Source organism: Microcoleus sp. FACHB-SPT15 (assembly GCF_014849525.1).
GTDB lineage: Bacteria > Cyanobacteriota > Cyanobacteriia > Cyanobacteriales > Coleofasciculaceae > Symplocastrum > Symplocastrum torsivum.
This window is the reverse complement of the sequence record NZ_JACJNU010000014.1, coordinates 1-12,615: the sequence shown is the minus strand read 5'-3', so window position 1 is coordinate 12,615 and position 12,615 is coordinate 1. Positions and strand designations below refer to the sequence as shown.

The 12,615-nt window shown below is 46.0% G+C and carries 13 protein-coding genes; 5 read left to right on the top strand and 8 right to left on the bottom strand.

The genetic code is table 11. The features are described 5' to 3' along the window. Window positions 1–21: 21 nt before the first annotated feature. Complete coding sequence (gene malQ, locus H6F98_RS05225) at window positions 22–1,527, bottom strand: 4-alpha-glucanotransferase (protein ID WP_192217616.1); 1,506 nt, start codon at window positions 1,525–1,527, stop codon at window positions 22–24. Window positions 1,528–1,890: 363 nt separating this feature from the next. On the opposite strand from malQ, the gene H6F98_RS05220 reads away from it, so the two are divergent. Next, window positions 1,891–2,322, top strand: coding sequence for an NUDIX hydrolase (locus H6F98_RS05220; protein ID WP_192217615.1), 432 nt, complete (start codon window positions 1,891–1,893; stop codon window positions 2,320–2,322). Window positions 2,323–2,325: 3 nt separating this feature from the next. On the opposite strand, the gene H6F98_RS05215 is transcribed toward H6F98_RS05220, so the two are convergent. Next, window positions 2,326–4,974: a TIGR03960 family B12-binding radical SAM protein gene (locus tag H6F98_RS05215; protein WP_192217614.1), complete on the bottom strand. Its 2,649-nt coding sequence runs from the start codon at window positions 4,972–4,974 to the stop codon at window positions 2,326–2,328. Window positions 4,975–5,033: 59 nt separating this feature from the next. On the opposite strand from H6F98_RS05215, the gene H6F98_RS33935 reads away from it, so the two are divergent. Then, complete coding sequence (locus H6F98_RS33935) at window positions 5,034–5,162, top strand: hypothetical protein (RefSeq protein ID WP_277927514.1); 129 nt, start codon at window positions 5,034–5,036, stop codon at window positions 5,160–5,162. A 139-nt stretch (window positions 5,163–5,301) separates the two neighbouring features. On the opposite strand, the gene H6F98_RS05205 is transcribed toward H6F98_RS33935, so the two are convergent. Beyond that, window positions 5,302–5,703 (bottom strand): STAS domain-containing protein, encoded by a 402-nt coding sequence (locus H6F98_RS05205; RefSeq protein WP_192217612.1) that lies wholly within the window; start codon window positions 5,701–5,703, stop codon window positions 5,302–5,304. Between the two features lie 564 nt (window positions 5,704–6,267). On the opposite strand from H6F98_RS05205, the gene H6F98_RS05200 reads away from it, so the two are divergent. Next, window positions 6,268–6,462, top strand: a complete 195-nt coding sequence (locus tag H6F98_RS05200; RefSeq protein WP_192217611.1) for a hypothetical protein — start codon at window positions 6,268–6,270, stop codon at window positions 6,460–6,462. Between the two features lie 128 nt (window positions 6,463–6,590). Here the strand turns inward: H6F98_RS05200 and H6F98_RS05195 are convergent, their stop codons facing one another. Further along, window positions 6,591–6,980 carry a hypothetical protein gene (locus H6F98_RS05195; protein ID WP_192217610.1) on the bottom strand — a complete coding sequence of 130 codons (390 nt, stop codon included), beginning with the start codon at window positions 6,978–6,980 and terminating at the stop codon, window positions 6,591–6,593. Window positions 6,981–7,108: 128 nt separating this feature from the next. Between H6F98_RS05195 and H6F98_RS05190 the strand changes: the two genes are divergently transcribed. Further along, window positions 7,109–7,384 (top strand): hypothetical protein, encoded by a 276-nt coding sequence (locus H6F98_RS05190; protein WP_192217609.1) that lies wholly within the window; start codon window positions 7,109–7,111, stop codon window positions 7,382–7,384. A gap of 51 nt (window positions 7,385–7,435) precedes the next feature. Here H6F98_RS05190 and H6F98_RS05185 read toward each other — a convergent pair whose 3' ends face one another. The 4 genes from H6F98_RS05185 to H6F98_RS05170 all read right to left on the bottom strand — a co-directional run bounded on the left by H6F98_RS05185 (window position 7,436) and on the right by H6F98_RS05170 (window position 10,817). Further along, window positions 7,436–9,451 (bottom strand): ribonuclease catalytic domain-containing protein, encoded by a 2,016-nt coding sequence (locus H6F98_RS05185; RefSeq protein ID WP_192217663.1) that lies wholly within the window; start codon window positions 9,449–9,451, stop codon window positions 7,436–7,438. 199 nt (window positions 9,452–9,650) lie between these two features. Next, entirely contained in the window at window positions 9,651–9,866 is a 216-nt protein-coding gene (gene rpsR / locus H6F98_RS05180) for a 30S ribosomal protein S18 (RefSeq protein WP_192217608.1), read from the bottom strand. 175 nt (window positions 9,867–10,041) lie between these two features. Beyond that, window positions 10,042–10,236 carry a 50S ribosomal protein L33 gene (rpmG, locus tag H6F98_RS05175; RefSeq protein ID WP_192217607.1) on the bottom strand — a complete coding sequence of 65 codons (195 nt, stop codon included), beginning with the start codon at window positions 10,234–10,236 and terminating at the stop codon, window positions 10,042–10,044. Window positions 10,237–10,289: 53 nt separating this feature from the next. Continuing rightward, window positions 10,290–10,817 (bottom strand): RDD family protein, encoded by a 528-nt coding sequence (locus H6F98_RS05170; RefSeq protein WP_192217606.1) that lies wholly within the window; start codon window positions 10,815–10,817, stop codon window positions 10,290–10,292. A gap of 234 nt (window positions 10,818–11,051) precedes the next feature. Between H6F98_RS05170 and glp the strand changes: the two genes are divergently transcribed. Continuing rightward, window positions 11,052–12,332, top strand: coding sequence for a gephyrin-like molybdotransferase Glp (gene glp / locus H6F98_RS05165; protein ID WP_192217605.1), 1,281 nt, complete (start codon window positions 11,052–11,054; stop codon window positions 12,330–12,332). Window positions 12,333–12,615 lie beyond the last annotated feature (283 nt).

Genomic DNA, 12,615 nt, shown 5'->3' with positions numbered 1-12,615 from the left:
GAAACTAACAACTCCCTCCTGTTACCTACGTGGGGCACGACCGAAAGTATGGGTCATAGTCTTAAGGCGATCGCGTATTTCCTCGGTGATTGCACCGGAAGGGTAGCGCCACCCCCAGTTCCCTTCCGCTTGGCTAGGGAAATTCATTCGAGCCTCAGCATCTAATCCCAACACATCCTGAAGTGGGATAATTGCCTGATTCGCTACAGAACCCAAGGCTAGCCGAATGAGATCCCAGTGGATGCCATCTGAACTAGTACAACCTAAATACCGCAGCAAGCTGTCTTTTTCCCCACCTGAAAGCTGATTAAACCAGCCTACAGTAGTGTTATTGTCATGGGTACCCGTATAAGCCACACAGTTGCGCGGGTAGATAAAGGGCAAATACGGATTACTGGAATCCCCACCAAAGGCAAAGTGTAAAATTTTCATACCAGGAAAGTCGAAGCGATCGCGTAGTGCTTCCACCTCTGGTGTGATAATTCCCAAGTCTTCCGCCATAATTGGCAGTTCACCCAACTCATCCTTAAGGTTCTGAAAAAAGGCAACACCTGGTGCCTCTATCCAGCGCCCATTTATGGCAGTGGTTTCACCCCGATCAACGGCCCAGTAAGCTTCAAATGCCCGGAAGTGGTCAATCCGAATAATATCTACATAATCTAGCAGGGACTCAAAGCGCTGCACCCACCAGCCAAAATTATCATGCTGCAAGCGTTCCCAGTTATAGAGCGGATTACCCCACAGTTGACCTGTTTCGCTAAAGTAATCAGGGGGAACACCCGCCATCAGTATGGCTTCACCCGTTTCTTGATCCAGGGTAAATATTTCGGGATGTGCCCAGACATCAGCACTGTCATGAGCAACATAAATGGGAATATCGCCAATGATCTCAATGCCTTGGGAATTGGCATACTGCTTTAACTTTGACCACTGGCGGAAAAACTCAAATTGCAAGAACTTGTGGAAGTAAATCTCACCGTCTAGCTGCTTTTTCCAATGCTCTAACGCCTCAGGTTGCCTCTTGACAAGCTCCCGCTCCCAGGTGAACCAACTTGCCCCTCCATGCGCTTCCCGGAGCGCCATAAATGAGGCATAGTCATCCAACCAATACGCCTTGAGTTCACAAAACGCCGTAAATTCCTTTTGCTGCACCAGAGTTGCTTTGGTTTTAAAGGTTTCGTAGGCTTTCCGAAGCAGAGATGTTTTGGTTTTGATCACTTGGTCAAAATCCACATGGTCAACCGGAAACTCTGGTAATGCGGCAAAGTCTTCTTCCGTGAGTATTCCTTGCTCTTGCAACTGTTCCAGGCTAACCAGTAGCGGGTTTCCTGCCATAGCTGAAAAGGAGGCATAAGGAGAATTGCCATAGCCAGTTGGTCCTAGTGGTAATACCTGCCAAAGCTGTTGAGAACTTTCAACCAAGAAATCAATGAAGCGGTAGGCTTCCGATCCCAACTCACCAATACCAAAACGACTGGGAAGAGAAGTAGGATGCAGTAAAATGCCACTCGATCTGGGAAACGCCATAGACAATATGTATAGGGAGCAAATCTTACGACATTATCACGGTACAGACGGCGGAACATCAATCTCAAGCGAGGTAGTTGCAGAAATCGTAAACCCTAGCTAGCACTAAATTTGGTCGTAGCAACAGCCCTATGCTAAGACCAGCATTGTGATAAATTACACTAACTTGTGATTGGGAAAAGCTGTCAGCTATCAGCTATCAGCCTCAGATACAAGTCTTCAAGTTTATTTGTCCAGAAGAAAGGATAAAACTAATTGGAGTAGGGTGGAAGCGATTTAAGCCTTCAATCAGTACATCATTTATTTCATCAATTTCTTGGATAGATCTAGAAACTACAAACTGACTGCTGATTGCTAAATGTTATGGACTACCGAAATCCTGTTCCTACCGTCGATATCATCATTGAATTAATTGATCGACCCCATCGTCCAATCATTTTGATTGAACGCAAAAATGAACCGTTTGGCTGGGCAATTCCTGGTGGTTTTGTGGATTATGGCGAGTCAGTAGAAACAGCGGCTATACGGGAGGCGGCAGAGGAAGTCAGCTTACAGGTTGAGCTAATAGAACAGTTTCAGGTGTATTCAGACCCTAACCGCGACCCTCGCAAACATACTCTTAGTGTTGTATTTCTAGCAACAGCAAAAGGTGAACCCCAAGCCGCTGATGATGCTAAAACAATAGGAGTTTTTCAGGCTTGGGATGTCCCCGCTAACTTGTGCTTTGACCATGACAAAATCTTGCAGGATTATTGGCAGTATCGGCATTACGGATTGCGTCCGCGTTTGTCTTAAAAACTAAACGTTAGCTAAAATCAACTGTTGCCGATGACTGTGTAGTAGCTCCCACTCTTGTTGGCTGACTTGCTCCAGCATATAGACTAAATGCTCTGGTCGTAGGAGCGTTCCATCATTGCGACAGCTACCGACATAGCGGACAACGGCTGACTCGGTTGGGTATGCTTCGGGTTTGTCTGATTCAACTAGTTCTAACTCAAAAAGGCGATCGCGTAAATTTACTTGCTGTTTCTTCCTAGATTTCGTTGTTTTCTCCCACCAAATTGCCTCTTGACGCTTAATCGCTTCTATCCAATCTTGCAATTGTTGAAGAGACGTGCCTTGAGTTGCCGCAACTGTAATACAATACTCCGCCCGTTCTAACACTTGCGTCGCAGCAGGAGCCGTTAGACTAACCTCCTCAACCCGATACACGGGAACATCTTTGGGTAGTTGGGAAGCTAGGCGTTCTTTGAACTGCTCAACATCCATAGCTTGGGTAAGTTCAAAATCCACAATCTCACCGTCGCTGGTGGCACCCAACGGTAAAGCATTAGCAATCATAATCCGGGGATTGGGATGAAAACCTCCAGTATAAGCAATTGGCAGTGACGCTCGTCTTACAGTCCTGTCATACAGTCGGACTAAATCTAAATGACTCACCAAAGCCATTTCGCCGTGTTTGCCAAACCAAACCCGCAACCGCTGAACTTTTTCTTGATTTGGCTTAAAGTGCCCTGCAAATTCAGGGATCGGTGGTGGTGCAATGACGACATTGTGACCAAAGTCAGTGCCACAAATGCCACAGTGAGAACAGCCTTCAAAAGAACAATCGGGTACTGTAGCCGCTTCTAAGGCGCGTTGTAAGTCAGCTATCAGCCAGTTCTTATCTATCCCGGTATCAATGTGATCCCAAGGCAGGGAAGCATCAAGGGAATTAGAGTCTGAGGGTTGGGGAGTAGAGTTTGTGGATTCTGACGGCTGATGGCTGTCAGCTAACGGCTGAAATACATTCCATTCGCCATTTTCGACTTGCCGATATTTCCAGGTAAGTCCAGATTCTGCGATCGCTTTTTCCCAAGCCGCAAACGCACGCTCTAAACTATCAAACCAAGAATCCATTCCTGCACCCAGTTCCCAAGCCCGACGCAGCACAGAAGACAAGCGCCTATCACCTCGCCCAATAAAGTCTTCCATTGCCGAAATTCGGACATCAGTGAAATTCACTTTGACACCCTTTATCCGACGAAACTCATTACGGAGCAAAGCTTGCTTACGCTGAAACTCAGTCGTTGAAACCGAGTGCCATTGAAACGGGGTATGGGGCTTGGGCGTAAAGTTGGAAATCGTCAGATTAAAGTTAAGGTGCCGTCTCCCCTGCGTGTAGCATTCCTGCTTTAACCAACGCACTGTCTCCGCAATCCCTAGGACATCGACATCCGTCTCTCCAGGCAAGCCAATCATGAAGTAGAGCTTAATTTTATCCCAGCCCTGCTCAACGGCAGTTTTCACTCCTCTGAGTAGTTCTTCATTGGTTAAGCCTTTATTCACAATGTCCCGCATTCGCTGCGTTCCTGCTTCCGGGGCAAATGTCAATCCTCCCTGCCGTGTACCACCAAGGATATTCGCAATATTTTCATCAAATCGATCTACCCGTTGACTGGGTAGGGAAAGGGAAATATTTTCATCTTTGAGCCGATTCTTGATTTCCATCCCAACGGCTGGCAGGGCAAGGTAGTCAGAGCAGCTAAGAGACAATAAGGAGAATTCGTTATATCCCGTTGCTCTCATGCCCTGCTCAATCGCCTCTACCACTTTCTCCGGTTCCACATCTCGTGCAGGACGAGTTAGCATCCCTGGCTGACAGAAGCGACAACCACGAGTACAGCCACGGCGGATTTCAATGGTTAATCGGTTGTGTACGGTTTCGACATAGGGAACCAGCCCAATCGAGTACGCTGGCATCGGTGTAGCAACTCGTCGCAAAATCCGCTTCGGAACATCCGGACGGTTGGGATGAACTGAGCCGTCGGGTGCCATATCGTAGAACTGCGGAACATACACGCCCGGAATTTGTGCTAAATCTAGCAGTAGTTCTTCTTTAGTTAAATTGGCTGCCTTTCCGTCCTCTAGTACTAAGCCAATTTCTGGCAGCAGTTCCTCTCCATCCCCTAAGGCAATAAAGTCAAAAAAGTCAGCGTAGGGTTCAGGGTTTGAGGTGGCTGTTTGTCCACCCGCAAAAATTAAGGGGTAAGAACCCGTCGCACGTTCTTGGGAGGTGAGTGGGATTCCTGCCAAGTCCAACATTTCCAGGATGTTGGTTGCTCCTAATTCGTAGCTGAGGCTGAAACCTAAGATATCGAAGTCGGTTAATGAGCGCCGATTTTCGACGGCAAATAGGGGTGTCTGAGTTTCTCGCAGTTTCGCGGCTAAGTCTGGTGCAGGTAAATAGGCGCGATCGCACAACTGCCTAGGCTGAGCATTCAAAATGTTGTAAAGGATGATATGCCCCAGATTAGAAGCGCCAACTTCATAAATTTCTGGGTAGGTTAACACCCAGCGCACCTGCGCGGATTCCCAGGATTTATGTACTGCGCCTAACTCGTTACCCAAGTAACGCGCTGGAGTAATAATCTCTTTACTAAGTAGTTCCTCAACGGTGAACACCATGGCAATCTTCCCTGCTGCCTTTGTGTAGTTATCCCGCAGCACTCATTCATCTTAACCGGATGTTTCCAAGGGCGATCACCGTCCCTGAGGAGTTTTGTGTTGCCTTTGCGACGCTTGCGATCGCTCTGATTCAAGGCAGTAGCGAATCCCGATACTGCCCCAATGCTGGTACTCTCTCCAGCGATTGAGAGACAGTATTGCTAATATTGCCGGGGAAAAGCATTGGCAAAGGTTTTCGCTTATATCACAGTAGCAAGCATTCGTGTGAGGAGCATTGCGTTGCTCGTGGATGTGTAAGGACAAGCGACATTGTCTTTTGGGAGGTGTTTAGGCGATAAGCATCCCGGATCTCAAGCTTGATGCAGCTAAATCCTCTAAAGCCTTGTCTATAATCTTTTGCTCAAGCGTGGCAGTAAAGGCATCACGGCTCTCAAAAATCTCAAATGCCTCATCTAGCTGAGTTAGCTCGAAGATAATCCTAATCGAGGGCGCAAGACAGCATAGACCAAAGCGCTGCTTTCGACTTTGAGCTAACCGAAAAGCAGAAACTAGCGCCATTAGACCTGCACTATCGATAGACTCAACACGGTGCATATCAACCAATACTGGACGTTCTCCTGACGACACAGCCGTTGTTAGCTGCTGCTGAAACTCTACTGCGTTGGCTGCATTGACATGACCAGAAGGCTGAATAACTGTCAATTGTGAGTTCATAAAAGTGAGCGCCATAGTGAAATCCTCAAGGTTACTAGTAAAAAAACTTGATAGAGAATGTTTTGACAATAAACTGTAAAGCTTCGTAACGACTACTCCGTTTGGCAGATTTCTCTATATCTTTATCAAGTTGCTCTACTTCCTTAAAGTTTTCACCAAGAGTTTGTAAAAAAATGTGTAGTAGTATACTGAATTACATGTATTACTTCAATTAATTGTTGAATAGAGTTCTTGTATCAAGCAACAAAATTATCTACAAGTCAGTCATTCAATCGTTTTCAAGCATTAAGAATTTCGCTTCAGAGCGAGTACTGCACTCAAGAGAATTCATGTAAATTCCTTGATTAATGGGTAGGAAACGCGAACTTAGTGAAACGAGAAATATTTTAAAGTAATGTATTACACTCTCAATCTCAAGTAGGGATTTCCCTATCGTGATTGAGATAGGAATCAAGAAATCCGACATAATCTCCTCTTAAAAAAAGTGATTTAGATCACATAGCTATTTAGATTTAGATCACGTTTAAGGCTTGAGATTCCGCGCAAAATGGCTTGGTATGGAGTTCTACGCAATGAATAGTGAAAACTACATACGTTATTCGTCAATTGGTAGAAAAAGCCCTTTATATTAGGCAACTAACTCCTGATATAGAGAACGCAATAAATTCTGAACTGACTCGTGTGGGTCATATCTCAGATGTGGATTACGAGGCACTTGAACTGCTAATGTCTGAAATGGACGCTGGTCGAATCCAGTTAGTTCCCAATCTCTAGTCGAAGTTTAACAACTCAAAACCGTATTACAAGTTGAGAACCCTGAAGGCGTTGTCAGCAAATATTAGAGAATGCAACTTTTATCGGGCGTTCCACCCCTTATTGTTCTCAGCATTGCTCATGGAAGTCTAAAAGGTTTCTTTATAGGCTAACCAAACCTTGCGAACAAATAAGCTCAGTTGCTTGTGAACATCTGGACTACTGACTCCGTTGGCATCTAGGTTATCCAGCTTCGCTAAAAGTGGAATTACCTCGGTATCTAGAGCAGCGCGGAATAATATTGTTGGCCAGACTAAGTCTGCACCCTGACGCAAGTCGTACAAAGTTAGTAGTTCTGCTGAAGTGAGCGCGTCACGATTAGCTTCAGAGATAACTAGCATCAAAGGACGTACCCAGCAGACCTGCCGTGATGTTACAACTTCAATGACTTCGGTGTATAAACAAGTATCCTCATGCTCTAAACAAACAATCTGGCGAGGCTGGAACTTGTATGCCGAACCGATTGGTGCTGGCTTCACTATTAATATATATCCAGATCAGCTTATTTTTCTATTCTAAGGATTCGATAACAATATTACACATTTATCGAACCGCTTAAGAAAGCCCTACAGCCATATAATTTATAAAATTTGCTAGCTAGAACAGTATGAACGTAAAAGTTCCAGTCCTTTTTGAGAAACCGCAGGATTTTGTTGCATTTTATAATCAGGGACTGCCGAGGTTTTATCTCGCTCTTCCCTTTTCTGAGATTCCCTCACTACCAGATACTGAATCCTTACGTTTTGATGAATCTGAGGCTGAGGCAAAGATGGTAACTGTGATCGATATACCCGAAGAAGACCTGACGGCATTCCAGGCAGTCATCCAGTCTTTTCGGGGACGGGTTGTCTCGTCTGATGAACTGGATGCAATGGGGATTTAAAGGAGCCTAAGTCTGGGATTAGCGTCTTCTAATTCCAAACTTATCGCTTTTTTAGCTAGCAGCCGCTTGCGCTTCTTGGTCAACGAGTTCTCGAAACTGAATCACATCTTGGCGAGGGTCAGCGTGACTCACCTGGACTTCTAAGCGATCGCCTAGTGAGACCGAACGCTTGAAACGCATAACCAACTCTAAGCCTAAATCCTCTAAAAGAATCAGCCCCAAGTTATCGTGTTCTCGCAACCAACGCAGCACTAAGACCTGCCAGACTTGGTCAGCGTTACGCCGTAAGTATTCTAATCCCCAGTAACGATTAGTCTGACGTTCCACTAATGTCGCTTCATAAGCCGTTGTGGTGACACTCAGTAGCGTTTCTTGCAGTTGTTCAGCGCTAAAGGGCAGGGGGTCGCCACGTAGATGAGCTTTGATCTGAAAATGAGTTAGTAAGTCTGTGTAGCGACGGATTGGCGAAGTGGCTTGAGTATAAGTTTCTAATGCCAAACCCGCGTGCCGTATGGGTGTAATGCTCATTTCACTACGAGGCATACACCGACGCACGGCACAAAAGCGCACAGGTCCTGCGGGCAGTTGTACTAGTTCTTCTTCAGAGGGAAGTTCTGGTTGGGGCTGTCCTCGGAAGGGGAGAGGAATTTGGTGTTCTTGTCCATAGCGCCCTGCCACTTCTCCAGCAAGAATCATCATTTCTGCTACTAGCTGACGCGATCGCGCATCGTCTAAAACATCAATAATGATTTCGTCGTCACTGTGAACCTTGATTACCGCCTCTGGCATATGGATACTAATTGAGCCTTGTGACCGACGCCACTCCTCTCGACGCACCGCCCAAGACGCGATCGCTTCGATTTCTGGTTCTGCCCGTACCCCTAGCTGCAACATCTCATCGACATCTTCGTAGGTCAGGCGATAGGTCGGTTTAATTAGACTGGCACGAATTTCATAATCTTGGATATTGCCGGTTTCATCCAAGACAACACCGAAACTTAGTGCAGCACAGACTCTTCCCTGAACGAGACTCATCGGGCCTGTTGCCAGTTCCGGTGGGAACATCGGGATCATCCCCGTGGGGAGATATAGTGTCGTACTGCGCCGTCGGGCTTCCAGGTCAAGTTCATCCCCTGGTTGCACTAAGCGGGTTGGGTCGGCAATGTGAATCCAAAGGCGTTGACGACCGTCTTCCAAGGTTTCTAGACTTAAACCGTCGTCAATTTCTTGGGTACTTTCATCATCAATGGTATAGACCTTCAGGTGTGTTAAATCCAAGCGATCCACATCCGGATCGGGAGGTGGAGACTCCAGGCATTGCTGCGCCACTTCAAGCACCTCTCGACGAAATTGGATAGGGATTTGACTACGCCGCAAAAATAAGTTCTCGTGGGGACTCCACCAACCCAAATCCACCAATAAATCAAAGGCGGCTTGGGCGGTTTGGGAGCGTCCTAATCCTACCAGAATATCCTGGGCAGCACGAGAGGCGTTTTCTGGATGAAGGACAAAACGTTCTAAGACATCGAAGCGAGAGCGATCGCTATCTTGCCACTCCACTAGAATACCCGTCAGCCGTTGCTGTACACGGGTTGAAAATTCTTGTTGCTCCCGCAGCTTCGCTTCTTCCGCTGAGCGTTGGTGTTTAATTTCAGCCACCATCGTAGCGGAACGGGGTTCGTAGCTTTCTGCCTTTTGTTTGAAGTAGATTTTGTCTTCAGACAATAAACAGTGTGCCGCATAGCGGAGTGGTGGACTTTGGTCAGAAAATAAAAGCTGAGCCATTTGGGCATCGGTTACAGCTTCTCCGTCTTCGACCAATAATTCCCACGCCACTTCCAAGCTAGAAGGGTCGAGATAAGACTCGACTTCTTCTAAGAAATTATGAATTTCCGATGGTTTAAAAGTGCAACCTGCGACTTCGTAGGTAACTTGCCGAGGATGAAGTGTATGAGATTGCCCACGTTCATCTATGACAATCCAGTGCTTTTTGCCCTCTGGACGATCAGCAACAGCAAGACGGCGCTCTCCTTGCAGACGAAATTCAATCAGTGTTCCCTTTTCCACCAGTTTCGCTAACCCCGGTAGCGTTTTTTTTATCAACCACACCCAGTCTATCGGGTGTCAATACCATAACAAAGCCAGGGGGCGGAGTATCAAAACACGAATGACGTTCATCTAAGATGAATTGAATTGACTCGCAATTTGTTATTCCTTTGACACCACCGCTCTTGCTTTGATCAAGCCTTACTCTACAAACTTTGGCTTACCCTTCTATATTCACGAAAGGTAACAAAGCCATGAAACGCGCTCGCTTGATAGATTTAGTCAAATCTCGTTGTTGTTTTGCCGTTAGCCCTGTAATTCGGCGTGGCAGAATCTTCCCTCGCTCTGTAATAAACTTGCGTAGCAGTTCGACATCTTTGTAGTCAATGGGGTCTTCAGGTTTGATGGGGGATAAACGTTTACGAAAGTAAGCCATGAGTCGTTGTTGGTTTTTGGTTTTTGGTTTTTGGTTGGTCTAGTGCAGCACGGCGGAAATAACTATCCAGTTAAAAAAGGTTAAAAAGCATACTGTGCAAGCTTTTTTTCCTTCTGCCTTCTTGCACTAGTGAGTGCTTAGTTGTTGGTCATTGCAAACAACTAATGATTAGGCACTACTTGATTTCTTTATGAGCGGTGTGCTTGTTGCAGTGAGTGCAGAACTTCTTCAGTTCTAGGCGTGCTGTCGTGTTGCGACGGTTCTTCATGGTTGTATAACGAGAGACACCAGGCGATCGCTTATCGGGATTGCTGCGACACTCAGTACACTCCAAGGTGATAATAATGCGGACACCTTTCTTGCTTGCCATAGTGCTATTTCTAGAAAATCAAATGGTTGGTCGTAATTAAACACAAATTTCTATTATTTCATACGACGGCTCATCTGTGTAAATAGTTTTTTGAGCCGGAGATCGAGGGAAAACCCTCGACGAGTCTGTATGACAATCGTGTTGCCAATACGGTCATGGAATGCTTGCCGAGCTTCAGCATCTCCAAGGGCAAGACCACAGTCTACAGCTAAGGGAGTAATCAGCAGCAGAAGCGAGATGCCATTAGCTAGACCAACACTCAGACCAATCATGGCAAGTAGAGCACAAAATCCCAGTATTCCTTCCCGTTTGGCTAACGTCAACAGTCCAGGAATCTTGCCTTTGGTATCCAGAACTTTTATATCTAATGCCCAGCGCCCCAAACTCTGTCCTTGATTGCTTGATACTAAAATCACCCGCATCCCCAGCCAGAGTAGGATGAAAACCATCGCCTGAAACACGACGTTTAATCCCAGCAGTGCGCTAACGAACCAAACCCCAACAAAATCAATCCCAAAGGCAGCAACTCGCCGCTCAATTGGCACCTTAGGAAAGCGGTAGTAGATGGGTTCGAGACTCATGGGAATTCACCAAGGGCGGACTGGCTTTTTTACATATTAGCCTGACCTTACAACTACCATTAGTGTCAAGGTGTTAGGTCGTAGGTTGTAGGGCGCAACTCAGACTAAAACGTAGGAAAATTAGGGTTTTGGGTTCCTTGTGCAAAGCCTTTAAACCTACCCCCTTAAAACTCTTAAGCTAACAAGCCCTATAAACTAAGTAAGTGAGTAAAACAAAAGTCTGGATTGATGGCAATGCTGCCAGTTGAAGAAGCTTCGTCAATTATTCTTGGTTTGGTACAACCTTTTGACAAACAGTTAGATGCAGAGGTTGTAGACTTGTCAGGCGCGATAGGTCGTGTTCTTGCCTCTTCAGTGACGAGTCAGCTTGATTTTCCTCACTGGGATAACTCGGCAATGGATGGCTACGCCGTGCGTTATACAGATGTCCAAGCCTGTAGTACCGAAGAGCCAGTTGTTTTAGAAATAGTTGAAGAAATACCAGCTGGGTATCAACCCCAAGTGTCGATTCAACCGGGTCAGGCATCCCGCATTTTAACGGGTGCTTGTATGCCGATGGGAGCGGATACCGTAGTAATCCAGGAGCGCACCCGACGGGAAGAAAACAGTGTCTTTATCTTAGAAGCTCCCGAACCCCAGGCTTTTGTGCGTCATCGGGGAGCCTTCTACGAAGCGGGAGGGCAGCTACTGAAGCCGGGAATTCGCTTAGGTGCTACGGAAATCGCTGTATTAGCAGCCGTTCAATCTACAAAATTAACTGTTTATCGACGTCCGCGTGTAGCGATTTTATCGACAGGCGACGAATTGGTAACACCTGACCAACCTCTGCAACCGGGTCAGATTGTAGACTCAAATCAATACGCCCTAGCTGCTTTAGTCACGCAAATGGGAGGCACTCCTCAACGGTTGGGAATTGTGCCTGATGAACCAGAAGCTCTTAAAGAGGCAATTTCACAAGCAATCTTTTCAGCGGACATCGTTCTCTCGACTGGAGGTGTTTCTGTTGGTGATTACGACTATGTTGATCAAATCCTGGCTCAACTTGGTGCTGAACTTCATATCCGTTCCGTTGCTGTTAAACCAGGTAAACCTCTAACTGTTGCTACTTTTCCTTCTCCTTTACATAGAGAAGAGCCAGGGCGTAGTGTCTTGTATTTTGGTTTACCAGGAAACCCTGTTTCAGCAATGGTGAGTTGTTGGCGATTTGTGCAGCCAGCGCTTGCGAAACTTTCGGGTTTGCCTGAAGAAGACTGGAGTCCTATGTTTGTACAAGCGCGATCGCTTCATGATTTACGATCAGATGGAAAGCGTGAGACTTACCTGTGGGGGCAGCTAGGTGTTAACACGGCTGGGACTTACGAATTTCAGCTTGCTGGTGGTAGCCACAGCTCTGGTAATTTAATTAGCCTCGCTCAAACTAATGGTCTTGCCGTTGTTCCAGTTGGTAAAACTCACATTCCCCAAGGGGAATTGATTCAAGTTTTATTGACTGGTTTACCCTTGAAGATAGGGTAATTTTATCAAGTTTTGTAATACGATTCTATTTATTAACAATTGAATTCTTTGATAAGGAAGATTTTTATTTAAGATATCCCTCTTCTGTCACTCTCCGAAAACTTTTGCCATTGCTGAAGTCTAGAACTAACCTATGGTAGGCGATCGCAGACTTTTTCCTTCATAGAAATTGATCAGAGTAGGGAAATTGCCAAAATTAGATGGGCAAACGCTGTATTCCCTAATATAACTCCTTTGTAGAAAATATTAATAATAGGAAAAACCGGAGAGTGACAGAAGAGGG

What these genes read in the sequence shown, in the direction of transcription:
- malQ (WP_192217616.1), bottom strand. Translation starts at nt 1,527, where the DNA reads ATGGCGTTTCCCAGATCGAGTGGCATTTTACTGCATCCTACTTCTCTT.
- H6F98_RS05220 (WP_192217615.1), top strand. Translation starts at nt 1,891, where the DNA reads ATGGACTACCGAAATCCTGTTCCTACCGTCGATATCATCATTGAATTA.
- H6F98_RS05215 (WP_192217614.1), bottom strand. Translation starts at nt 4,974, where the DNA reads ATGGTGTTCACCGTTGAGGAACTACTTAGTAAAGAGATTATTACTCCA.
- H6F98_RS33935 (WP_277927514.1), top strand. Translation starts at nt 5,034, where the DNA reads ATGTTTCCAAGGGCGATCACCGTCCCTGAGGAGTTTTGTGTTGCCTTT.
- H6F98_RS05205 (WP_192217612.1), bottom strand. Translation starts at nt 5,703, where the DNA reads ATGGCGCTCACTTTTATGAACTCACAATTGACAGTTATTCAGCCTTCT.
- H6F98_RS05190 (WP_192217609.1), top strand. Translation starts at nt 7,109, where the DNA reads ATGAACGTAAAAGTTCCAGTCCTTTTTGAGAAACCGCAGGATTTTGTT.
- rpsR (WP_192217608.1), bottom strand. Translation starts at nt 9,866, where the DNA reads ATGGCTTACTTTCGTAAACGTTTATCCCCCATCAAACCTGAAGACCCC.
- rpmG (WP_192217607.1), bottom strand. Translation starts at nt 10,236, where the DNA reads ATGGCAAGCAAGAAAGGTGTCCGCATTATTATCACCTTGGAGTGTACT.
- H6F98_RS05170 (WP_192217606.1), bottom strand. Translation starts at nt 10,817, where the DNA reads ATGAGTCTCGAACCCATCTACTACCGCTTTCCTAAGGTGCCAATTGAG.
- glp (WP_192217605.1), top strand. Translation starts at nt 11,052, where the DNA reads ATGCTGCCAGTTGAAGAAGCTTCGTCAATTATTCTTGGTTTGGTACAA.